The 22622-nt window shown below is 47.7% G+C and carries 19 protein-coding genes and 1 tRNA gene; 5 read left to right on the top strand and 15 right to left on the bottom strand.

The window, feature by feature from the left end; genetic code table 11:
- Nucleotides 1–253 precede the first annotated feature (253 nt).
- Nucleotides 254–985, top strand: coding sequence for a DNA-3-methyladenine glycosylase (locus KME11_16685; protein ID MBW4516848.1), 732 nt, complete (start codon nt 254–256; stop codon nt 983–985).
- Here the strand turns inward: KME11_16685 and KME11_16680 are convergent.
- Together KME11_16680 and KME11_16675 are read right to left on the bottom strand one after the other, a co-directional pair.
- Nucleotides 930–1799 carry a hypothetical protein gene (locus KME11_16680; protein ID MBW4516847.1) on the bottom strand — a complete coding sequence of 290 codons (870 nt, stop codon included), beginning with the start codon at nt 1797–1799 and terminating at the stop codon, nt 930–932. The two genes, KME11_16685 and KME11_16680, sit on opposite strands and share 56 nt — an antisense overlap.
- Nucleotides 1800–2160: 361 nt before the next feature.
- Entirely contained in the window at nt 2161–3768 is a 1608-nt protein-coding gene (locus KME11_16675; protein ID MBW4516846.1) for a B12-binding domain-containing radical SAM protein, read from the bottom strand.
- Between the two features lie 604 nt (nt 3769–4372).
- Between KME11_16675 and KME11_16670 the strand changes: the two genes are divergently transcribed.
- Nucleotides 4373–5551: a tetratricopeptide repeat protein gene (locus KME11_16670; protein MBW4516845.1), complete on the top strand. Its 1179-nt coding sequence runs from the start codon at nt 4373–4375 to the stop codon at nt 5549–5551.
- Nucleotides 5552–5827: 276 nt separating this feature from the next.
- Here KME11_16670 and rpsN read toward each other — a convergent pair whose 3' ends face one another.
- The 4 genes from rpsN to KME11_16650 form a co-directional block, all read right to left on the bottom strand.
- Nucleotides 5828–6130, bottom strand: coding sequence for a 30S ribosomal protein S14 (gene rpsN / locus KME11_16665; GenBank protein MBW4516844.1), 303 nt, complete (start codon nt 6128–6130; stop codon nt 5828–5830).
- A 34-nt stretch (nt 6131–6164) separates the two neighbouring features.
- Nucleotides 6165–6821 (bottom strand): endonuclease III, encoded by a 657-nt coding sequence (nth, locus tag KME11_16660; GenBank protein MBW4516843.1) that lies wholly within the window; start codon nt 6819–6821, stop codon nt 6165–6167.
- 2 nt (nt 6822–6823) lie between these two features.
- Nucleotides 6824–7921: an RIP metalloprotease RseP gene (rseP, locus tag KME11_16655; protein ID MBW4516842.1), complete on the bottom strand. Its 1098-nt coding sequence runs from the start codon at nt 7919–7921 to the stop codon at nt 6824–6826.
- Nucleotides 7922–8098: 177 nt separating this feature from the next.
- Nucleotides 8099–9595: a hypothetical protein gene (locus KME11_16650; GenBank protein MBW4516841.1), complete on the bottom strand. Its 1497-nt coding sequence runs from the start codon at nt 9593–9595 to the stop codon at nt 8099–8101.
- Nucleotides 9596–9926: 331 nt separating this feature from the next.
- On the opposite strand from KME11_16650, the gene KME11_16645 reads away from it, so the two are divergent.
- On the top strand, nt 9927–14165 hold the full coding sequence (locus KME11_16645; GenBank protein ID MBW4516840.1) for a PAS domain-containing protein: 4239 nt from the start codon (nt 9927–9929) through the stop codon (nt 14163–14165).
- A 36-nt stretch (nt 14166–14201) separates the two neighbouring features.
- On the opposite strand, the gene KME11_16640 is transcribed toward KME11_16645, so the two are convergent.
- The 4 genes from KME11_16640 to fabG form a co-directional block, all read right to left on the bottom strand.
- A complete protein-coding gene (locus KME11_16640) occupies nt 14202–14861 on the bottom strand; it encodes a Uma2 family endonuclease (protein MBW4516839.1) in 660 nt (219 codons plus the stop codon).
- A 106-nt stretch (nt 14862–14967) separates the two neighbouring features.
- Entirely contained in the window at nt 14968–16659 is a 1692-nt protein-coding gene (groL, locus tag KME11_16635; GenBank protein ID MBW4516838.1) for a chaperonin GroEL, read from the bottom strand.
- An 85-nt stretch (nt 16660–16744) separates the two neighbouring features.
- The gene (locus KME11_16630; GenBank protein MBW4516837.1) at nt 16745–16966 is read right to left on the bottom strand and encodes a hypothetical protein; all 222 of its coding nucleotides are present in this window, start codon (nt 16964–16966) and stop codon (nt 16745–16747) included.
- Nucleotides 16967–17179: 213 nt separating this feature from the next.
- A complete protein-coding gene (gene fabG / locus KME11_16625) occupies nt 17180–17935 on the bottom strand; it encodes a 3-oxoacyl-[acyl-carrier-protein] reductase (GenBank protein ID MBW4516836.1) in 756 nt (251 codons plus the stop codon).
- A gap of 187 nt (nt 17936–18122) precedes the next feature.
- Here fabG and trxA point away from each other — a divergent pair, with 187 nt between their 5' ends.
- The gene (trxA, locus tag KME11_16620; protein ID MBW4516835.1) at nt 18123–18440 is read left to right on the top strand and encodes a thioredoxin; all 318 of its coding nucleotides are present in this window, start codon (nt 18123–18125) and stop codon (nt 18438–18440) included.
- A 22-nt stretch (nt 18441–18462) separates the two neighbouring features.
- Here trxA and KME11_16615 read toward each other — a convergent pair whose 3' ends face one another.
- The 5 genes from KME11_16615 to KME11_16595 form a co-directional block, all read right to left on the bottom strand.
- Nucleotides 18463–20283, bottom strand: a complete 1821-nt coding sequence (locus KME11_16615) for a glycosyltransferase family 39 protein (GenBank protein MBW4516834.1) — start codon at nt 20281–20283, stop codon at nt 18463–18465.
- A 159-nt stretch (nt 20284–20442) separates the two neighbouring features.
- Nucleotides 20443–20514 (bottom strand) — tRNA-Asn (locus tag KME11_16610).
- 73 nt (nt 20515–20587) lie between these two features.
- The gene (locus KME11_16605) at nt 20588–21160 is read right to left on the bottom strand and encodes an NYN domain-containing protein (GenBank protein ID MBW4516833.1); all 573 of its coding nucleotides are present in this window, start codon (nt 21158–21160) and stop codon (nt 20588–20590) included.
- Nucleotides 21161–21244: 84 nt separating this feature from the next.
- On the bottom strand, nt 21245–21928 hold the full coding sequence (locus KME11_16600; GenBank protein ID MBW4516832.1) for an energy-coupling factor ABC transporter ATP-binding protein: 684 nt from the start codon (nt 21926–21928) through the stop codon (nt 21245–21247).
- Between the two features lie 28 nt (nt 21929–21956).
- A complete protein-coding gene (locus KME11_16595; GenBank protein MBW4516831.1) occupies nt 21957–22235 on the bottom strand; it encodes a hypothetical protein in 279 nt (92 codons plus the stop codon).
- 261 nt (nt 22236–22496) lie between these two features.
- On the opposite strand from KME11_16595, the gene KME11_16590 reads away from it, so the two are divergent.
- Nucleotides 22497–22622, top strand: a 126-nt coding sequence (locus tag KME11_16590) for a photosystem II D2 protein (photosystem q(a) protein) (protein MBW4516830.1), incomplete at its 3' end; no start/stop codon positions are given.

Below are 22622 nucleotides of genomic sequence, written 5' to 3'. Positions count from 1 at the left end.
ATAATTGTCGGAGTCGTAGAATCCGTTACGGGTTCCAAAAAACAGGCAGGCAATAATAAAAACAGGGGTTAGTCCAAGCAAAATAGTTTTGACATCCATAGGTTGTTAAAGTCTTACCTTGTAGAAAATGCTGATATCAAACATCCGTTAGTTGATGCAGTCTAGATTGTGACCTGAAAATGTCAGAATTTGAATCTGTTGACTAACAATCTTTAGAATCCCAGAAACTTTGAGACGATTGACTGCTAAAAATATTGCTCCAAGCTGGCTTTCTCGTCCTTCTCCAGAAGTCGCCCCCGACCTACTGGGCTGTACTCTGGTGCGCCAATTTCCTGATGGACAGATCTTTCGGGGGTTGATTGTAGAAACAGAGGCTTATGCTCCTGGCGACCCAGCCTGCCATGCTTATCGGCGTCAAACTGTCCGAAATAGAGTCATGTTTGGGGCAGCCGGAATGAGCTATGTGTATTTGATTTACGGCATGTATCACTGTTTAAATGTGGTGACTGACCTAGAGGGGGTGCCTAGCGCCGTTTTGATTCGGGCACTGCAATTAGAAGCAATACCCGATTGGATTACTCCCCAACCCATTAAAAAACCTTATCTAGTGGCAGCAGGCCCTGGAAAACTTTGTCGAGCATTAAAGATTGATTTAAGCCTGACGGCACAGCCCTTTCAACCCAACTCCGCTCTATGGCTGGAGCATCGGACTAAAAACTTTCAGCAGGAATACGATCGCCAAGTCATTCAGTTTGTTCAAACCACTCGAATTGGCTTGACGCAAGGCGCAGATATTCCTTGGCGGTGGTATATCCAGGATTGCCCAGCCGTCTCTCGGTTTGACAAGGTAAAAACCCCGCAAAAAGGGTCAGAATTTCTACAAAACTCTGACCCCTTAAACCTAAACTCTACTGTGGTAGACGAGCTACCTAAGGCTGTGCCTGAGGCGCTGGAGCCGGACGGGCAGCAGGATTGCGGCGATTAGGGTTGGCAGGGGTATTGGGTCGCTGACCTTGAGCAGGCTGACCCGCGGCAGGCGGCTGACCCGCAGCAGGTTGGAGCGATCGAATAAAGGTGAGCGTTTCTTGAGTGGGCATCAGGAAGATTTGGTTAAGAGCCGCATTGTCGCTACTTTGTAGGTTTTGAATCAACCCTTCCAAGCTCAGCACTTGAATCGTCACTTTAGCGGCTAGCTCAGGTTGCGTTTGACGCAATTGGTCAATCATGGTTTGAACATCTTCTCGGCTGAAATAGACAGGAATGACTTCTTGGTTGTTGAAACGGCGCGTCAAATAGACACCTTCTTCATCGCTTGATTTTGCGATAAAGAGCGGCACTCCTCTAAATTGTTCAGCATTGCCGCCGCTCTCTTGAATGAGGGTTCTTGCCGCTTCTACTTGCTGCTGAACGCCAATAAAAGCAACTTGGACAGGGTTTTCTTGGGCTTGATCACGCCGCGCCATTTGGTACGCCAACGATAGAGGTACTGGCGTTACCTGAAAGCCATTGGCTTGTTCAGGGCTTTTTTGCTTCAGTTCGGTCAGAAAAGCTTGAGCAGCCTGTTGGCTAATAAACATGTAGACTACAGGCAGCGTTTCGGCTGTGGCATTGGCGGGACGAGTGACCAAGAAATTGCGCTCACTATCTAAAAAGGTGAAGACAGGAACGGGTTGCAAGCGCTCCACGACCTGCTCATTGGTTAACGCCAACACGCGCAGGTTACCTCCAATAGATAGGGGATTAAGCAAAATGCCTCCGACTAAACTCAAGGCTGCACCCCAGCGGATCAATGATTTCATATGGGCTCCTGAAAACTACATGGGCTTGAAAATTCTTTGTTCGGAGGTGAATGGCTGCCCGATCGCTCTAAAACTTAACAAACTGGCGACCCTTGCGATCTCCGCAAAGCAGCGCGCAACATTTACACATTCATCTACCCGATCTAACCTGCGACTTCAGTACAACTCTGCAAGACTTGCCGATCATTTAACCTCCCAAAATGATTCGGTCGAACCTAGATTCACACGAATTGTTACATTAGGCAAGCCTCTACATTTTGCTCTAAATGATAGTTTTTGTTTAGCACTGCCCTCTAAGACTAGAAGGTGGACAAATAGTTCCAAAGCCCTCCGAACGCTCAAAGGCATCTGTGGCAGTAGCTTATGCAGGAATAGCAAGAGCAGCATCTCGATGTTTTACTAGAGTCGCTTGGGGCAGCGTTCCTTGAAGATGGCTCCAAGGAAGAATCTGATCGGTTGACCAATCGGCATGAACATAAAAGTCTAACTCTGGCAAAGTTCCTCGTAGCTCCTTGAAGGCACGACGATAGCTACCGAGGGTGTCTCCGTAATGCCGCACCTGTTCTAACAAATGGGAAAGACGACGATCGCCTCTAGAAATCAACGCCTGAATCACTGACCAGTTATAGCTTTCTGGACGAAAATCAATACCTTGGGGGCGTAATTGCTTTTGCAAAAACTTTAGCCGCTTTTCGGCTTCTGGGCTAACCCCAAACCATTGAAACGGCGTATGGGCTTTGGGGACAAAGGTGCTGCATCCTAGAGTTAGCCGTAGCCCAGGAGCAGCTTTTTTAAGGTTACGCATCATTATTACCGTTTGCTCCAGGTCGTCCCATTCTTCGCCAGGAATACCAACCATGCCATAAAGCTTGAGAGCGCTGAGTCCGCCCGCTTTGGTATTGATAGCGGCTTGGGTAATCTCGTCGTTAGTTAACTTTTTGTTGACAATTTGGCGAAGGCGATCGCTGCCACTCTCCACCGCGATCGTAATTGAGCGACTCTGGTGCTTCACGAGCGTCTGCGCCAATTTCTCAGTAACTGTATTGGTACGCACCGATGCCAAGCTGAGGCGAACATCGTCGTACTGAGGCTGATTTAAGTGGTCTAACAGTGTTTCAAATTCTGGATGCTGCGTGACTGAAGCGCCCAGTAACCCCAGACGATTGGTTACTTTTAATCCACGAGCGATCGCCGGAATCAACGAGCCTTCTAAGCTAGCAACTCGAAACGGCAAGGTGAGGTAGCTGGCAAGGCAGAACCGACACATTTCTGGACAGCTTCGCACCACTTCCACCATAAAAATGCTTTCCCACGCTGCTTTCTCGGTCACGACGGTCGAAGCTGACAGGATATTGCTGCGGTAGGTTTGTCTCTGTACCTGAGCCGGAATTCCAGCGATCGCCTCAATTGCAGAAATATTGCCCTCTGTGCTTTCGTAAGTCACTGCATAGAGGCTAGGGACATAAATACCTGGAACCTGAGCTAAGTGGCGTAATTGGGTCGAGCGATCGGCATGACGAACCTGTTGGAAAGCGTTAATAAAATCTTCGAGTAGCGTCTCACCATCTCCCAGCAAAATCACATCGAAGAAATCTGCTAACGGCTCAGGATTGGCAGTGAGTACCGAGCCGCCGCCAAACACTAACGGATGGTCGTCGCTTCGAGCCATAGCCCGAACCGGAATTTCGAGCCGTTCTAATAAGCTCAAGATATTGACGTAATCTAACTCCCAGGAAAAAGAGAAGCCCACGAGTTCGGGTCGCAGCGGCAACGGCTCGTGGATATCAGTAAATAAGCGGCTGACCTGAACATCTGTCCGAGAGGCTAACGTTGCCCAAACAATTTGATAACCCAAGCTAGTGATCCCGACGGTGTATTCATTGGGAAAAGCAAAGATAGTCGCGATCGCCGATTCACTAGGGACAGCGGGCGTAAATAAAAGATGTTCGGCGGCAAAAGCAGAGGTCACAGGCAAAGCAGAAATGGGAAGTTGTTTCAGCCTAGCACTTGGAAATCAAAGCAGTTGACAGTAGTTGACAGTAGAGATCAAGGAAAAGCGCAATTTAACAGTAGCAAGAGAAAAATGCGAGGTGGAATTTACGGAGAAGGGACAGTGTTTCTACTGCTGATATAGAAACTTTTTTGTAAAGTTTAATACCAAGAATGATACATATACTCTAGGTCTTTAACGTTTCTTTATGGCATTGTGTATTAAGTTGTGCTGAATCGAGAATTCTTTACTGTTGGCAGCCTTAAGGAGTTGCGTGAAAATAAAACACGAGTGAAATGCATTGACTTTTCAGCCCCCTAAATCCCCCATTCTGGGGGACTTCCGAACCTTTCAAAGTCTCCCAGAATGGGGGATTTAGGGGGCGGTTCGGGGCGTTATTTAATTGCAACTCCCTTAAGTAAAACTAGATTGAATTAAGTTTAAGAAAATTTATGCGTTGGAAGATTTTAGTAGGGTTGAGCCTAAAGGCGATCGCTAAAAAATGTTTGTACTTATATCAAGTAGCAAATCGCACATGCGGTAAAACACTTAAAAACTCCTCAAGAATTGAAAGAGTCAAACGATGGCTAAACCAATAGATGACAAGTTTGGGACATTCGTTCCCCCTTGCGAACGAGTTTGGGAAAATCAAGCATCTAGAAATACGTTCACTGATATTCGTAAAGCTAAGAGGTTGTCTGAGAAGTCTAGGTTGCTATCCAATCTGCCCCCTAAATCCCCCATTTTGGGGGACTTTGAAGAAGGAGTGGCTCGGAAGTCCCCCAAAATGGGGGGTTGGGGGGCGAGTGTAAGAATCTTTGATACTTCTCAGACATCCTCTGAAGCCGATTGCTTGATAGAAAAAGCGATCGAGCAATATCAACTCCAATTCTTTCAAGCATCCCTGAAAACATTTCAACAGGCTTTAGTCATTTGTCGCACGTCTAAAGACTGGCAGGGTCAAGGTAAAGCGCTGGGCGGCATGGGGCTTGTTTACTATATGGTTGGCAACTATCCAGAGTCGATCGCTTGCTCACACCAAAGTTTGGGAATTGCCCGTCACATTCAAGATCGCATGACCGAGCGACAAGCGTTAGGCAACTTGGGCAATGCTTATCGACATTTAGAGGACTTTGCCAGGGCGATCGAATTTAAGCAGCAAAGCCTGGTTATTGCTCAAGACATTGCCGATCGCCGGGGCGAATTAGCAGCACTCAGCAACTTAGGAATGCTACACAAAGCGATGGGCAACTGTGAACAGGCAATTTCTTACTATCACCAAAGCCTCATCATTGCCAGAGAACTCCCCGATTTGCAAGCCGAGGCTCAAGTGTTGCGCAACTTAGGCAATGCTCATCATGCCATGTCAAATTACGCTGAAACAGTCCGCTGCTACGAACTGCTCCTGTCGTTGATTCGTCAGATTGCAGGTCGGCAATCTGAAATCCAAATCTTGAAAAATTTGGCGAGTGCTTGCCACAGTTTAGGCGACTTTAATAAAGCAATTTCCTACCACCAGGAACAGTTAGCGATCGTGTTAGAACTTCAAGACTACGAGACTGCTGCCCAAACGCTGGAAAACCTCGGAATACTTTACACAGACTTAGGACGCAATGGAGAAGCGCTTGAATGTTACGAAACCCGCTTGGCGATCGCTCACTCCATGCAAAACAGTTCGCTTGAAAAGCAGACAACTAATGCTCTTAAAGCTACCTACTGCACCATGGGTGACTTCGCCAAAGCCAGTCAATATCCAGTTTGATGATGCTGCTGAAACTTATATCTACCTACCATAGGACTTACGCGCAGTGGTTTCAGGCTGAATTTCCTGTCCAAAGATTCCCTAAAACTTGCCCGTAAACGGAGATCCTGACACTAATTTTTACACACTGCACATCTTGTTGCTCTGTCAATGCGTAAGCCCTATCTTAATTAGTAGCAGTCAAATATAAAGAAATTGCTCCCTGATACTTGACAGACCAGAGAGCAATCGCATTCTTAAACTGACTCATCATGGCTAACCCAAAACTGAAGCGTCCTACCAGCTCGACTTCACGACACCGGGCAACAAACCCTGATGCGCCATTTCCCGAAAAACGTGGCGAGACAGCCCAAAATCACGGTAATACCCTCTAGGGCGACCCGTCATCCAGCAACGGTTACGCACTCGTGTTTGAGCACTATTGCGGGGTAGCTGTTGAATTTTGCGATGAATTTCGACCCGCTCTTGCTGAGTTGGTGCCTTGGAAAACTCTTCTAACAATGCTTCTCGTTTCTGAGCGTATTTAGCGACCGTTCTGATGCGCTTTTTTTCACGCTCAATCATGCTCTTCTTTGCCATGAATGACCTTATAACCGAATTTAGACAGCGTCCTCTATATTAGCGGATCTTTGTAGAAAGAACATAGATCGGATAATTCGCAGCGATCGCAAGCAGGCTTCCGTGCATTGCAAACCGCCCGCCCATGATAGATCAAGCGAATCGACCAGTTTTCCCAATCTGGCTGAGGCAACAGCTTCATTAAATCTCGTTCAATATGAATCGGGTCGATATGCTCAGTTAAGCCCAGCCTGCCACACAGTCGTTTCACGTGGGTATCCACCGTCACACCCGCATTAATGCCATAGGCATGAGCCAACACCACATTCGCTGTTTTCCGAGCGGCTCCAGGAAGTCTTATCATCTCTGCCATAGTACGCGGCACTTCACCCCCAAATTCCGTCACAATCATACGACACGCCGCTTGAATGTTTTTAGATTTGTTCCGATAAAAGCCTGTGGAACGCACTAGAGCGACGATATCTTCCAAGTCAGCGCTCGCGAGAGAAAGGGCATCTGGATACTGGCGGAAGAGTTCCGGGGTAACTTTGTTGACGCGCTCATCGGTGCATTGCGCTGAAAGGATGGTTGCTACTAGGAGTTGAATTGGGGTTTCGTAGTCCAAGGAGCAAACGGCATTAGGGTACAGCCGCTTAAGACGCGCCAAAATTTCTAAGGCGCGTTGCTTTTTAGGGGCAAGTTTGCGCGGCACAGTTACTGTTGAAAAAGTTGTTTAACCACTGTCAGTTGGGTTGTATCGCGAATGATTAGAAATACGCCCAAGCCCAACAGCAAAAATAAGCCTGTCTGCATAACATTTTCCTGCAACCGCATCGGCAGAGGCTTACCACGCAGTGCTTCAATGAGCAAGAATGCCAGTTGACCGCCATCCAGTGCAGGTAAGGGCAAGATGTTAATGATTGCAAGATTGATACTGATAATAGCGGCGAAGGGGAATAAGCTAATGGCATTTGCTTTCACCATTCCTGCACCTTGCTCCACAATCTTGACAGGCCCTGCCACCTGATCGGCGACTGCCGAGAAGTTTGTGATCAGGGTATAGAAACCTTGAGCAGTTCTTTTCAAGGTTTCTTGAAACTGATCTGCTGCCAAGGATAGAACTTCGCCTACGCCTTTAGGGCGGCGATACTGGGCAATGCTGCCATTGGGGGCAAGTTGTACGCCAATCTTGGCAACGCCATCATCTGCTACCTTGGGGGTGACGTTGAGGGTTAGGGTTTCTTCGCCTCGTAAAATCGTAAAAGCTAGTGGTTTATTAGGATTAGCTCGAATCACTTCCATTAAATCTTTAATAGAAGCCTCAGAAGCTCCTAGCGCCTTATCATCTACTGCCAAAACAATGTCACCTGCTTTAATTCCAGCTTGTGCCGCAGGAGCATCTTGGGTGATCACTTCAGGAACGATGACACCGGGCTGAAAGTCAAATTTTTCGGGAATACCGACCCCGGCAAACTGGACGACAAAGACAAGGTACGCAAAGATTAAGTTTGCAATGACTCCGGCGCTAATGACGATCGCCCGATCCAGCACCGGACGGTTGCGCAGGAGATTAGGGTCACTGGGCGGAATTTTACTATCCGGGTCATCGTCGGGAAAGCCGACAAATCCGCCTAAGGGGAAAGCTCGAATCGCATATTCAGTTTGTGCCCCTTGGTACTTGAGCAGCACAGGACCAAAGCCAATAGAAAAGCGGTTGACATAAATACCTTGCAGACGCGCTGCTAGGAAGTGCCCCAGTTCGTGGACTACAATCAACACTGCAAGAACTGCGATCGCCGCAAAGACTGACATAAGCTCAGGAAAAAAGATGAGTAGTTCTCCCATTCTAAGGGGTCTAGTTCGGTATAGGGCGGCAGCGCCACTAGGATACTCTCTGGGATGGCAATAAATAGGAACCGCCGTTTCAAACTTCTTAGGCAGTTTCACTCGCGAATCAAGTAAAACTGCCTAAGAAGTTCACGTTTTGCGTTACCCCTTGATACCATCGATCGGACTAATATCTCCCATAAACCGAATCAAATCTGCCATTTTAAAGTTTCCAGTCGAGCGAGATGGTAAGGTCGGCTTCCAGGTACGGTTACGCGCCAAGAAAGAGCTGCTGTCGCCTTCGAGTAAGCCTACGAATACTTCAGCCAGAATCAGGCTGCCGACTTTCCCAAGGCGTTTGCCCTGCTCTTGAACCTGCGCTTCTTTGAGAATGTAGTACCAGAGTGGTGTTTCCAAATCAAAGCCCAGGGTTTTGGCAACAGCGCCATCGCTACCTGTGGCAACTTGCGCTGGAGTAAGAGGCGTTAGACCCATAAACTGTGCGATGCTCTGCCCTGTGGGAAGCCCCAAGCTGCGCCCTCGGATGAGGTTGCGAACGGCAAGGGCATCGGTTTTGGCAGGAGCGTTAGGAAGTTCTTTCTGAGAAACTTTGGGCAGGTTTTTGAGCGGATCGGCAAGAAAGGGATCGAGCTTGCGGCTTGCTTGCGGTTTGATGGCAATATCTATGTCATAAAATCTGCGCCAGTCGATAACCCAATTACTCGGCACGTGCAGAGTATCGCCCGACTTTGCAGTAAAGGCAAACAGTAGCCCCAGGCTAGCGTCGGGAAAGATACGGTTGTAATTGTAGTTAGCGCGGATCATGCTGTGTCCTAACCGATACGCCGCCGCCGAGAACTCTACTGGAATAAAAGGCTCTGTGGTGAACTTATAAAACTGTCTGCCGTGACGCAAAATTTTCTCTAACGGTTCAGGGTTGATCACGCGCCGTAGAAAATCGTTGAGAACGATCCATTGATAATGCCAGATAACGATGTCGCGCGCTTCTTCAAATGAGGATTTGCGAATGGGAGAAAGACGAGGAATTTTACCACTGGCTAAGCCATCAACGACTTTATTGTGGAACTTTAGTAGGGCAACATGAGTTTGCGCCACAATTAGGTTTTCATCGTTGCGCGGATCGCCTGTGATGGCTAATCCAATGGGCGATCGCGGCAAGTCATTGGGTAGTGCTGGAATACCGTCAGTTTCATCTGTGATGCCTAACAAAAATTTATCGGGTGCTTTAAAGTTAAATCTGCCATCCGGTAACGTTTCAACGGCTCCGCGATCGTACAAATAGGATTGTCCACTAGGGCCTTGTCCATAAACGCTATCAAGATCTAGAGCGGGAGTCCGGAAGTTTACAAGTGCCAGCGGATCAACGATCGCGCCTTGTAAAGCTGTCGAATCGAACGTTAGATCATGATCCACAAATTGTCCTAGGTAGGTAAATCCGGAGGGAACGCTAGGGTTATCGCCATCGGCGCTCTCTGTATTGGGATCAACCATGGCATTGCCGAGTTCAACCAGACGAGCCACAGGTGGCGCAAAGGGTTTAAGCGTGGGAAACATCCGACCAAATTTTCCACTGGGGGCAAAACTGCCAAGGGGCTGAGCATCACCCGTGCGATCGCTAGCTCCATGAAAACTAGGCATATAATTTTCCTCGCAAATTTTTTAGAGCTATGGACAAATACAGACAGCATGAAAGGAAGTGAGGAAAAATTCACGCTTTTCAGCTATTTATAATGATGTGTTGCATTTAGAAGAATTTTATTTCAGTCTGGTTAAATTTTGTTGATAGTTTATAGACAGACATAATTTAGAAGTAAGCGTTAAATAGTTCTTTCAATCACGAAAACCATCTCTTTAGAGACTTGCGTTGTGCTCGTATTCGAGGTCTTATGAAGATAAGCTGTAATCATATACCCGTAATGAAACACTAAGAGTTCATGGTTAAAGTGAACACAGTTTATGAGTAGGCGCTATGAACTCTGACCAATCTACTCCAGAAGAATTATCTGATCCGATCGCGACTAATCTGTTTAACCTGGATCATGCCACTACTAGAGATGCACCCTTTCCGATTGTGGCGATCGCCGCTTCAGCGGGAGGACTAGAAGCCTTTACCCAGCTACTTAGCCATTTGCCGATCGACACGGGCATGGCATTTGTGCTGATTCAGCATTTAGATCCGGCACAAAAAAGCTTGTTGACCGAGATTCTTGCCAGAACGACAACAATGCCTGTATCTGAAGCAGTAGAAGGCATTGCGGTGAAGCCGAACGAAGTCTACATTATTCCGCCCAATAAGAAAATGCTGTTAACTAAAGGAGTCTTGCGCCTGACTCCTCGTGAGAAAACTGATGGGAAATACATGCCAGGAGATGCATTTTTTATCTCCCTTGCCGCCGATCGCGGGAATAAGGCGATCGCGGTTGTGTTGTCGGGAGCCGACGGAGACGGTTCACTGGGGCTAACGGTAATCAAGGCGGCTGGAGGCGTGACCTTTGCCCAATGTGAAGCCACGGCAAAATTTGAGAGTATGCCGAATACTGCTGTTGCGACCGGAAAAGTCGATTTTGTCCTGCCGCCTCAAGCCATTGCCCAAGAGTTGGCAACTCTCAGCCGCAGTCCCTTTCTCTCTCGTCCAAGTCCTCCCCAACTCATGCAGGCACTGCCCGAACCAGGAGATGCCTTGGCAACAATTTTTACCTTACTACTGAGGACAACGGGCGTTGATTTTAGTCTTTATAAACCGAATACGATCGATCGCCGAATGCAACGCCGGATGCTGTTGTACAGACTGGAGCGATTAGAAGATTATGCCCAATATCTTCAAGAACATCCGGCTGAAGTCCAGGCTTTGTATGAAGAAATTCTGATCCACGTCACCAGTTTCTTTCGTGACCCGCAGGCTTTTCAAGCGCTGAAGGAGCGGGTTTTCCCCAGTATTACCCGAAATAAATTAGCAGATCCTATTCGGATTTGGGTGGCAGGATGTTCGACAGGCGAAGAAGTTTACTCGATCGCTATCTGCCTACTAGAGTTTTTGAGTGAGCAAACGACCACGCCACCCATCCAAATTTTCGCCACAGATATTAGTGAGACAGCGATCGGCAGAGCTAGAGCCGGGGTTTATTTGGAAAACCAAATGCTAGACGTTTCGCCCGAACGACGGCAGCGTTTCTTTATTTTGTTAGAAGACGGAAGCTACCGAATTAGTAAAGCAGTCCGCGAACTGTGTATTTTTGCCCGCCAAAACTTAGGCAGCGACCCGCCCTTTTCTAACCTCGATCTAATTAGCTGTCGCAACGTGATGATTTATCTGGCAGAGCCGTTGCAAAAGCGGGTAATGCCCATTTTTCACTACAGCCTTAACTCTGGCGGTTTTCTCATGCTGGGCACTTCCGAAAGTGTAGGTAAGGCTGGGGATTTATTTTTGCTGGTAGAGCAACGCTCTAAGATTTATGCTAAAAAATTAACCGCGACAAATCCGATTTTCTCGTTTACGACCAGTCCCTATCCCATGGTTAAAAAAGACGAGCAACCGCGAGCATTAGGCAATTCGACAAGTCGATTTAATTTACAGCGAGAAATCGACCAGATGATCCTCAATCGTTATGCGCCTGTAGGGGTTGTGGTCAATGACCAAATGGAGATTTTGCAACTGCGCGGAGACACAACACCCTACCTTAAGCTGGCAGCGGGAGCGCCCAACCTAAACTTGTTGGCAATGGTGGATGCTGGCTTATCAATGGATCTGCGTACCGCAATTTTTCAAGCCCAAACCCAGAATATTTCAGTTCGGCAAGCCGGAATTCAGGTTGAATTGGGCGACCCTAGCGGTATCTGCGAAGCAGCGCGCTCTAGGGTCGTTAACCTTGAAGTGATTCCGATTCAGTCGGCGATCGCTGAATCACGCTACTTTCTAGTGCTGTTTGAAGAGGCTGCACTGCCCATTCAGAATTCTAGCCCCATGCTCTCTGAAGGCGCAGAATTAGGCGATTGGGAGCGTGAAAACATCCAGTTAAGACAGGCACTTGCAACCACCGCGCAAGAAAAAACAGTGGCTCAAGCGTATCTGCAAGCCATGATTCAGGAGCAAGAGTATCTTAACCAAGACCTGAGAGTTGCTAACGAAGAAATTCTATCAAGTAATGAGGAGTTGCAAAGCACCAATGAAGAACTCCAAACTGCTAAAGAAGAAATTCAATCCTCTAACGAAGAACTCACCACCACCAACGAAGAACTTCGTAACTCAAATCTTGAACTTCAGCAAGTCAATAACGACCTGGTAAACTTTCTTGCCAGTATCAATATTCCGATCTTGGTACTGGATAACGATTTGCGAATTCGCCGCTTTACACCCTCAGCGCAGCAACTTTTTAATTTGATTACTACAGATATTGGGCGACCCTTTAGCGATATTCGATCTAGCCTTGAGGTTCCTAACCTGGAAGCCAGGATTTTAGAGGTGATGGAGACGCTTCAAGCCAGAGAACAAGAAGTTCAGACTCAGGCAGGATATTGGTATACGCTTCGCATTCGCCCTTATCGCACCACCGAAAACCAGATTAACGGTGTGATGATTGTTTTAAGTGATATTAACGCGCTCAAGCAGAGTGCTGCAACGATAGAGTCGGCTCGAAACTATGCTGAAACGATCGTCGAGACGGTACCCACGCCTTTAGTCATTCTAGATACTGACCTGCGAGTGAACACTGCCAGTCGATCGTTCTACGATACGTTTCAGGTTTCAAAGGCTGAAACCGAGCAATCCTCTCTGTTTGCGCTAGGCAATGGGCAGTGGAACATTCCTCAACTGCGCTCTAGCTTGACCGATCTTTTGGACAATCAGGTGGAGATTGAGGATCTGGAGATCGAGCATTATTTTGAGCGAATTGGGCAAAAAACGATGTTGCTCAATGCCTGTAAGCTCCGACGAAATGATTCCCTCATGCTGCTGCTGTCGATCGAAGATATTACAGAGCGTAAGCAGTTTGAAACTGAGCGATCGCAACTTTTAATGCAGGAGCAATCTGCCCGGAAACAGGCGGAAATGGCAAACCAAGCGAAGGACGAGTTTCTCTCAAACCTTTCCCACGAATTGCGTAGCCCGCTGAATTCTATGATGGGTTGGGCAAAGCTGCTGAGTAGTCGCACGCTGGATAGCACTGCCGAGGCTCGTGCCCTAGAAGTGATTGAGCAGAGCGCCAAAGCCCAATCCCAGCTTATTGAAGATTTGCTTGATACTTCTCGCATTGTCAGCGGAAAGCTGCGGCTGACTACTTGCCCAATCGATCTGCTATTGGTAGTGGAATCGGCGATCGCCATTGTGCAACTCTCGGCGCAGGCAAAAAGCATTCAAATTATTTCATCGTTAAATCCGGTGTCTATTCTGGGGGATAGCGATCGCCTTCAGCAAGTTTTATGGAATCTGCTCTCTAACGCTATTAAATTCACGCCATCGGGTGGACGAGTCGAAATCACTCTGGAAGCTTTGCCGACCTACGCAGAAATTCGAGTCAGCGACACCGGACAAGGGATTGAGGCAGACTTGTTGCCCTATATCTTCGATCGCTTTCGCCAAGGTGATGCTAGCAGCACAAAAGCCAGTCAAGGTCTAGGATTGGGGCTGGCGATCGTGCGGCAGCTAATTGAACTGCATGGCGGCACCATTCAAGCTGAAAGTTTGGGTGCAGCGCAAGGAACCACCATGATTGTACGCCTGCCTCTGCAATCGTTACCTCAAGAACCTGCACCACTGAATCAGAATGAGCCAGAACTCACTGCATTAGATGCGCCTATTGCTAGCTCAAGTAATGCAGTTCTTTCGCTAGAAGGGTTACACCTATTAGTGGTTGATGACCAGGTGGATACCCGTGAGATGTTTCAATTTGTCCTAGAACAGCATGGAGCAGAAGTGCGGGCTGTTGCTAGTGCCAAAGCCGCGATCGCCGCTCTCAGCGAATACCCTAATCGATACAATGTGCTGATCTCTGATATTGGAATGCCAGGGGAAAATGGCTACTTTCTAATTAAACAAGTCCGATCGCTTAGTGCTGAAGCTGGAGGACAAATTCCTGCTGTTGCGCTGACTGGCTACGCTGGTGAGCAAGAGCGACAAATGGCGATCGAGGCTGGGTTCCAAGCTCATATCGCTAAACCTGTTGATCCAGATCAGTTAGTAATGATAGTTGCTAGATTAACGGGACGCGCTTGATGGGTAAGGGCGATCGGGTCAAATTTTTTACGAATATTAAATTGCAATCTGCTCCTTAATCCAATTTCGAAGATTTCGCTTTGCCTGGGTTTCACCCACTTCGGCGCAATCTTGAAGAAATTGATAGAGCCGCTCTTTAGGGACATCTGGAAAGGTCGGGCTTGTTTCAACTGCCTCGTAAACGCCACCCTTGAGACAATAAATCGTCAGAATTTGTCCGTTATAGCGCCAAAACTCAGGCACACCCATTTCGGCATAAAGTGCGTTTTTGTTGATATCGGTGTGAGTCATATCGACTTCCACAATTAAATCGGGCGGTGGATCAGCGTTTAGATCAACAATTTTGCCTCGCACCAATGGTTCATTGGCAATGTAGTAACCTTTGTCTGGTTCTGCTCCAACTTTAAGATCAGCTCGATTAAGCGTTGTAGATGCCATGCTCTTAATGTTGAGATCGCCCTCCTCGGTTAGAACCTGGATAAAGTGATCGATAGAGTCACTAGAATTTTCGTGTTTTTCCAGCGGAGTCATAATTTCAAGCGTACCTCTGTAATAACTGAGCCGAGCCGATCGCCGATCGCCAATTGCAGCCAAGATTGATTCATAGGCTTGCCAACTAATGTTGTAAAGCTGCACTCGTTTCTCAGGCAAATCAACCGAAACAGAAGGGCTTGGAGCTACAGGAGTGTTAACCATCGATCGCTACAACGCTACCCATCAATTGTACTGTCCCAACAAGAAGGGACGATCGCTTAAGTGCGATCGTCCCTTCTTGTTGAGAAATATAGAAGTCTAGTCAGGCTTACATCATGCCCATGCCGCCCATGCCGGGCATACCACCCATACCACCCATACCACCCATGCCGCCCATGCCGCCCATGCCGCCCATATCAGGCGCACCGCCACCCGCAGGCTGTGGCTCAGGCTTCTCGACAATGAGGACTTCGGTCGTAACGACCATACTGGCGATCGAACCTGCATCTTGCAGCGCCGATCGAACGACCTTGGCTGGGTCAATAATACCCGCAGCCACTAAGTCTTCGTAGGTATCGGTCAGGGCGTTGTAGCCAAAGTTAAATTCCATTGCTTTGACGTTTTCGACTACGACTGAACCTTCTACTCCAGAGTTGTCAGCAATTTGTCGCAATGGGGCTTCTAACGCCTTCATAACGATATCAGCGCCAACCTTTTCGTCGCCGCTTAGCGAATCTTTCAATCCTTGCAAAGATTGAGCCAAGTGAAGCAGTGTGACACCACCACCCGGAACAATGCCTTCTGCCACAGCCGCTCTAGTAGCGTTAAGGGCATCCTCCAGGCGCAGTTTGCGATCCTTCAGTTCGGTTTCGGTAGCGGCTCCTACCTTAATTACAGCAACACCGCCCACTAATCTAGCTAACCGCTCTTGCAGTTTCTCTGCGTCATAGTCAGAGTCAGTCTCTGCCAAATCTCGACGAATTTGTGCAATTCGCTTTTCTAAAGCTGGTTTATCTGGCGCTTCTGCAACAATTGTTGTGGAGTCTTTGGTGATGGTAACTCTGCGAGCGGTTCCCAACATTTCTAGAGTAACGATATCCAGGCTTAACCCAATCTCTTCAGAAATCATTTGTCCACCTGTCAGCACCGCAATGTCTTGCAGCACAGCTTTACGACGCTCGCCAAACGAAGGCGCTTTGACTGCTACTGCGTTTAACACACCTCGCAAGCGATTAACCACGAGCGTTGCCAGTGCTTCACCTTCAAGATCTTCAGCAATAATCAATAACGGCTTGCTTTCGCGAGCAATTTTCTCAAGAACAGGAACCAAATCTTGAATGCTGCTGATCTTCTTATCAACTAGCAAAATTAACGGATTTTCTAACTCACAGATCATCCGTTCTTGATCGGTCACAAAGTAGGGAGAAACATAGCCGCGATCGAACTGCATCCCTTCGACTAATTCCATCTCAGTTGAGAACGACTTAGATTCTTCAACCGTAATCACGCCATCCTTACCCACTTTGTTCATTGCTTCGGCAATCATGTCGCCAATTTCGGTATCACTACCTGCGGCAACGGCTGCAACTTGGGCGATCGCATTCCCTTCAACGGGCTTAGCAATCTCGCCAATACCTTTAACGATATGAGTGACTGCCTTTTCCATGCCTTTGCGAATGCTCACCGGATTGGTTCCGGCTGCCACATTTTTTAGCCCTTCCCGAATCATGGCTTGAGCCAGCACCGTTGCAGTGGTCGTGCCATCGCCTGCCAAGTCTTTAGTCTTAGAAGCGACTTCTTGAATTAACTTTGCCCCAGCATTTTCAAGCGGGTCTTCGAGTTCAATGTCTTTAGCGATCGTGTTGCCATCATTAACAATCTGCGGAGCGCCAAACTTACTGCCTAACAAAACATTTCGCCCTTTGGGCCCTAAAGTGACCTTCACAGCATCTGCCAGTGCATTTACGCCCCGTTCCAATGCCTGACGCGACTCTTCGTTAAATACAACTATTTTTGCCATGGTTCCCGGTTCAAATCTACCACTACAAGACTTTAGCACTCTACGCCATCGAGTGCTAAAGCTGCTGTGGAGGGATACCCGAACTCTATTGTTCTTCTTGCTCTCTCTGTCGCTGCCGATGTTCCTCTAGAAGCTGGGAAAAGTTACTCAGATCATCCATGGATTTAGGAGCCGGGTGCCATACCTTACTAGGTATTGCCTCAATCCTATCCATGTAGGCACGAAATGCATCATCGTCATTTCGGTTCTCAAGAATGTAATTTCGCAATTCTCGACGAGTCATTGACTCAAAATTTGGATTTGTCATAGATAACTCCAAAGTCCATTGCGTTCAATCGATACTTCAGTCTCTTCGCCTGCCAAAAAAAATACTTTCCCTGTTTGTTCATCCATTCGGACTAGGAAAACAGGTAGATACATCCTGGTAGCCCAGCAGGTCAAGACAAAACAACTAGATAACTGCTCTGCCGTAGGAAGCACTCATTTCTCCTAATGTTTCAAATATACTAGCTCTGGCTAACTACGCCATAACCATGCCGCCATCGACATTAATTACCTGCCCGGTGATGTAAGCTGCTGCTGCATCTGCCGCTAAGAATCGAATCAGTCCTGCCACTTCATCAGGCTCGCCGTAGCGTCCTAGGGGAATCATCTTCAAAACTTCTTCTCCAACTTTTAGGTCTGCGGTCATATCTGTTGTAATGAAACCTGGGGCAACAGCATTGACTGTAATGCCTCGGCTGGCAACCTCTTTGGCGATCGTTTTGGTAAAGCCAATCACGCCTGCTTTAGAAGCGCTGTAGTTGGCTTGTCCAGCATTGCCCATCTCCCCCACTACTGACGTAACGTTAATAATGCGCCCCGATCGCTGCTTTAACATGACTTTGCTGGCAGCTTTGGTGCAAAGAAAAACGCCTGTAAGGTTAAGGTCAATTACCGCTTGCCAGTCTTCTAGCTTCATGCGAATGAGGAGCGTATCGCGGGCAATTCCAGCGTTATTAACCAAAACATCAATTCTGCTCCATTGTTCTAAAACAGCACTAAATAAGGCATCTACCTGATCGGTCTGAGCGACATCGGCTTGCAAGGCGATCGCCTCACTGCCCATTCCTTCAATCTCAGCGACTACAGCATCAGCGGCTTGGCTAGATTTTGCATAGTTCACTACTACCTTTGCCCCTTCAGTAGCAAGAGCGATCGCCACTGCCCGCCCAATTCCCCTCGAAGCGCCTGTCACAATTGCCACTTGTCCTTCTAGCCGTTTTGATACTGTCACTTTTAATTCCTCTCAAATAAAGACTTTATGAAAACTTTGAATGCCAAAATCTTGAACGAACTACCCAGAGCCATCAAAAAATTGCTCAATAAAAATTGCTCAATTATGTTACGACATTTGCGCTGCCAGCCACCGATCGCAAAATTTTCATTAACATCAAAGAACCGAGCTTTTACCTCTGAAAAACATGGCAACCAAACAAAAGTTCACCAGCTTCCAAGACCTGATTTCTAGTACTGATGGTTTGCTTCTCGTAGACTTTTACGCCACTTGGTGTGGCCCTTGCCAAGTGATGGCGGGCATTTTAGACGAGGTAAACGCTGAAATGAGGCAGAGTGTCAAGATCGTCAAAATCGATACTGATAAGTACCCAGAACTAGCGACTCAGCATCAGATTCATTCTTTACCAACCTTGATTTTATTTAAGGCAGGGCAGCCGATCGATCGCATTGAAGGCGTTATTAAGGCAGAGGATCTAGTTAAACGACTGCAAGCGATCGCGTAGTGTAGCGCCTTAGGGCGATCGCCTAGCTCTGGCTTTTAGGCTTCTTTGCGCCCTCAGTCTTCTGAGTACACTGATACAATCGATAACGATACCCATCTACCGATTGAGTTTTAGCTGAGGCTCTACATTTATTTCGTTGCAGCACGTTATCAAGTGATGAGGTCGGAACATCCTGAAAATTAATTAGCCACAGGTCTAACGGTGTATCAAGCTGGTTCAAGGCTTTGCGAAGTGCAATTATGACCGATCGCGGTTGCTCGCTTTGATGGGCTAGTAAGAACAACGGTTGCAAATGATTGAGTTGGGCAGAGTGTTGTAAATTCCAGGCAATGCCCATCATTCTGCCTGTTTGCCCATGGGTGCGATGAGCGATCGCCACTAGTGCCGTGGAGGGCACCCTAGATTGCTGGAAAGATTGAATAGACTGCTGCTGAATTGCTTGTGCTACCACATCAGGACGATGGATTTTTTGGTAGCTCAAATTAGAAACCACTGTTAAAGCTCCTAAACAACTTAATAGCCCGAGCAAAATAACCCCGTTTTTCCCACCTGTACGCAGCACCCCCAACAACCCATAAGGCACTTTAGTTGCTGACACATTAGCAATTTTATGGGCAGCATTCCAGCCCGTTGCTAGCCCCATACCCACTAGTACAATTACTGCTGGAAAATATACAAAGTTATAACGAAATGCGCTAGTCAGGTCAGCGCTGAAAAAGTAAGTTACCCCAAAGAAAAGGAGGACTGCCGCGCTAACAAAGCCCTCCAATGTCCAAGCAGCCAGACGTTTTTCTTGCCCTAAGTTCTCGGTTTTTAGCCCCCAGTAAAGTTTAGGAACTGTCCAAATTGTTAGACCAATCAGCAAAAAGCCAGAAACCCAGTTAAGCCAAAAAGACGAGGTTTGAATGGGCAAGAGATACAGCATTGTGATCCAGCCCGCGATCGCCTGGGCGATCGGCATCAGCCAATTCCACCCTGACGCCAAATCTCGAAAAATCCAGCGAGTTAATTCGCTGTCTTGCGCATCTTTCAAAAATGGGAACCAAACTAGACCCGATCCTGCTGTGCCAACTGCCACCATCCAAATGCGCCACCAGTGAGCCGATGAGTACCAAGTACCGCGTTCTCGCCAGCTTTGCACAAGTCCTGCCATTGCGATTACCATTGCTTCTGCCGCCAAAGTGAAGGCAAAAAAGAAATGAGTTGCCAACCCTAGCGCATTAATCACGATCCAGACAACACAAATAGATAAAGGCAATGAAGTACGATCGCGAATGCTCTGTACCGCAAAAATTAAACAGCAAAGGGAGGCAATGACCCACAGCACAGGTAATGTATAGTGCCGCGCTTCTTGCGCCAAATACAACCCAAAGGGCGACACTGCCATCAGTGCTGCTGAAATCTGAGCAGCAAGACGAGAGCGAAACGCAACCCAGCCCAGTACGTAAGTGGCTGGAATTGCCGCCACCCCGAAAAGAGCAGAGAGCGATCGCACTGCCCAAACCGATACCAGTTCATTAGAAGTCGGGAATAACTTTAGCCAAAAATGAGTCAGGACAAAGTAAAGCGGCGGATGATTGCTTTCATTCATTAAGTTGCCAACGACTTCTCTAATCCCAGAAACGGAGTCAGGTTGCAAAGGCTGAAGCAACTGTTCAGACGTAATGATCTGATCGAGCGGCACACTGTAAAAAGTGTGTCCTAAACTAAAAACGATCGTGGCGAATTCGTCTGTCCATAAAGTCTTGTCGGCAAGATGCATCAGTCGCAACATTAGCCCCACTGCTACCCAAATAAGCAGCATGAAGGGATGAAACCAGGGATGATTAGCCGAAATTTTCACAAGGCTTTGTTGACTCCTCTGCTAGTCTTCACAGGTGCCCTAGCCAACACATCATAATCTGTTGGAGCACTGTAAAGCTGTGCAGAGTGGCGAATCAGTGAGTTAGCGGCTCTATTTCAAGAGTTTTTGACGATTCACTAACTATTCAGTTTACAAAAACTCCCCAGGCTGGATTCGAACCAGCGACCAATCGATTAACAGTCGATCGCTCTACCACTGAGCTACTGAGGATAGCGAATCTAATAATAACGACCAACGAATCACTTTGGCAAGCTTTACGAAAATTTCTTTCGTGCCCGATCGCTCATCGCTCTTGCCGCTGATCTCCTTCCCGCATTTTAGTCAAGCGTTGTCGTGCCTCAGGATCAAGGGCATTGGACAAAAAGCGCTGAGGCGATCGCCCTTTCTTCTGTACCGATCGTTGCTTCCGGCTAACGCGCAACTCTGCTAATTCAATCTCTGCCAAGAGCCGCTGTGCCGACATCCACTCTGCGCCATACCCTACAACGGTTAGCTGCTGCGCTCGGTCAGAGGTCGCCACAATCAGCCTTTGCTCAAACTTTCGTAGGTCTTTGCGAAACAGAGCACAGGTTTTTTCAATATAGGTATCTGCTGTTTGTTTGTAGTCGGTGTAGCACAGTGAAACGCTGCCCGTTAGTACTTCTCGGCTACCCGGATGATCTTGATATTGGGCATCGAAAACAATCTGAGTATCAAATCCTTCATACGCACTGTAGCCAATTAGCGCAGTTGCCAAATCCTGCCGGGCTGCTTCTAACCCATGACGATCGCGCGTTTTCTTCAGGCTTGCCCAGGCTCCAATCATGTTGTAGCCGTCAACTAGCAAAATTGCTTGAGGCGAAGGAGAGCGGGGCATAGTGTCGGTTTACGGCAGCATGAAGAGAAGTAGAGTGAATCTCCTTATATAATGCTGTGCTTTGTTGAAAGATGTAAACCTGCATTATGCGACTTCTTCCCCATGCCACATTAAGCGTTGCTTCAGCCGCTCTGGATCGCCCTGATCAACAACGCGCCCTTTTTCTAGTAAAAAGGCACCATCGGCATAGTCTAGCTCTTCAAGACGATGGGTCACCCAAAGGGCAGTCATACCTCGGTTTTTGACCAGTTGCCGCACTTGGGCAACTAAATCAAGCTGGCTATCCGGGTCAAGGAGGGCAGTAGGTTCGTCAAGCAACAAAACTTCGCAGTGACGGGCGATCGCCCCAGCAATGGCAATCCGTTGCTTTTGTCCACCACTCAATGCGTAAATCGGTCGGCGTTGCAAATGCAGTAAGTTAACTGCGTTCAAGGCTTCCCCCACTCGCTGATGAATTTGTCCAAACGATAGCTTTTCTTCTACCAGCCCAAACGCGACATCGGCTCCAACTGTAGGCATAACGAGTTGATGGTCGGGGTTCTGAAATACAAAACCTACTGGCGGGAGGACTTCAATCTGTCCAGACTGAGGCATCATTAACCCAATAAGGAGACGGAGCAACGTAGATTTGCCACTACCATTGGTGCCCAGAAGCATCCAAAACTGACCTTGTGGCACTTCTAAGGAGCAATCCTGCAAGATTGGAGCTTCGGGTGACCAGTGGAAGCTGACATCTTTAATAGCGATCGCTAACCTATTCTCTGCCACTGTTTTTCTCTCTACTGTTCCTTAACTTTTACACCGACTCTATGACAGGTGTAAAAAAGCCTGGTGGTCTTCCTGAAGCTGCTCCTGTACCCGACTTCTCTGCCATCTGCACTGCTGAGATTTCGCTGACCAGAGCCCCAAACGTTTTACCCACCTGCTGTTCACAGCTTAGCTCAATAGTGACAGGCGAACCCGACCGAATCGCCGCCAAAACTTCTTGGTACAAAGCCTTAGCATCCTCTTCACTCTTACGCTGCACCGAGAGCGACACAGGTGAGCCTTTCAAATTAATGTCAATTACAAACATAGAATTCTGTGAATCAAAAACTTACTTGACTATCTATATAGTAGCTATCTTCCCCTGCCGAAGTGGGGAGCATTGGACTTTCGCAAAAAATTTCATCTCGCGGGTTTCCAGGTCAGGGCAAAATCCCTATAATGAGTAACTAGTAAAGAAACGTAAACACTCCTCACATTTTGTCACTACTTCTGGTTGATTTTTAGGACTAGGGTCAAGGTCGGGAGAGTTTGAAATCATTATCTACATATTTTTTTGGAGATTTGCACGATGACCATAGCAATGGGACGTCCGCAAGCTAATCGAGGCGTATTCGACGTTCTCGACGATTGGCTCAAGCGCGACAGATTTGTATTTGTGGGCTGGTCTGGGATTCTGCTGTTCCCCTGCGCCTTT

This window comes from Timaviella obliquedivisa GSE-PSE-MK23-08B, from assembly GCA_019358855.1.
GTDB classification, from domain to species: Bacteria; Cyanobacteriota; Cyanobacteriia; order Elainellales; family Elainellaceae; genus Timaviella; species Timaviella obliquedivisa.
Note: the sequence above shows the minus strand (reverse complement) of the source record. Positions and strands in the feature narration are given on the sequence as shown.

Bases quoted from the DNA above. Each gene is read 5' to 3' on its own strand.
- KME11_16680 (MBW4516847.1), bottom strand. From the start codon at position 1,799: ATGAAATCATTGATCCGCTGGGGTGCAGCCTTGAGTTTAGTCGGAGGC.
- KME11_16670 (MBW4516845.1), top strand. From the start codon at position 4,373: ATGGCTAAACCAATAGATGACAAGTTTGGGACATTCGTTCCCCCTTGC.
- rpsN (MBW4516844.1), bottom strand. From the start codon at position 6,130: ATGGCAAAGAAGAGCATGATTGAGCGTGAAAAAAAGCGCATCAGAACG.
- rseP (MBW4516842.1), bottom strand. From the start codon at position 7,921: ATGTCAGTCTTTGCGGCGATCGCAGTTCTTGCAGTGTTGATTGTAGTC.
- KME11_16650 (MBW4516841.1), bottom strand. From the start codon at position 9,595: ATGCCTAGTTTTCATGGAGCTAGCGATCGCACGGGTGATGCTCAGCCC.
- KME11_16645 (MBW4516840.1), top strand. From the start codon at position 9,927: ATGAACTCTGACCAATCTACTCCAGAAGAATTATCTGATCCGATCGCG.
- KME11_16640 (MBW4516839.1), bottom strand. From the start codon at position 14,861: ATGGTTAACACTCCTGTAGCTCCAAGCCCTTCTGTTTCGGTTGATTTG.
- groL (MBW4516838.1), bottom strand. From the start codon at position 16,659: ATGGCAAAAATAGTTGTATTTAACGAAGAGTCGCGTCAGGCATTGGAA.
- KME11_16630 (MBW4516837.1), bottom strand. From the start codon at position 16,966: ATGACAAATCCAAATTTTGAGTCAATGACTCGTCGAGAATTGCGAAAT.
- trxA (MBW4516835.1), top strand. From the start codon at position 18,123: ATGGCAACCAAACAAAAGTTCACCAGCTTCCAAGACCTGATTTCTAGT.
- KME11_16605 (MBW4516833.1), bottom strand. From the start codon at position 21,160: ATGCCCCGCTCTCCTTCGCCTCAAGCAATTTTGCTAGTTGACGGCTAC.
- KME11_16595 (MBW4516831.1), bottom strand. From the start codon at position 22,235: ATGTTTGTAATTGACATTAATTTGAAAGGCTCACCTGTGTCGCTCTCG.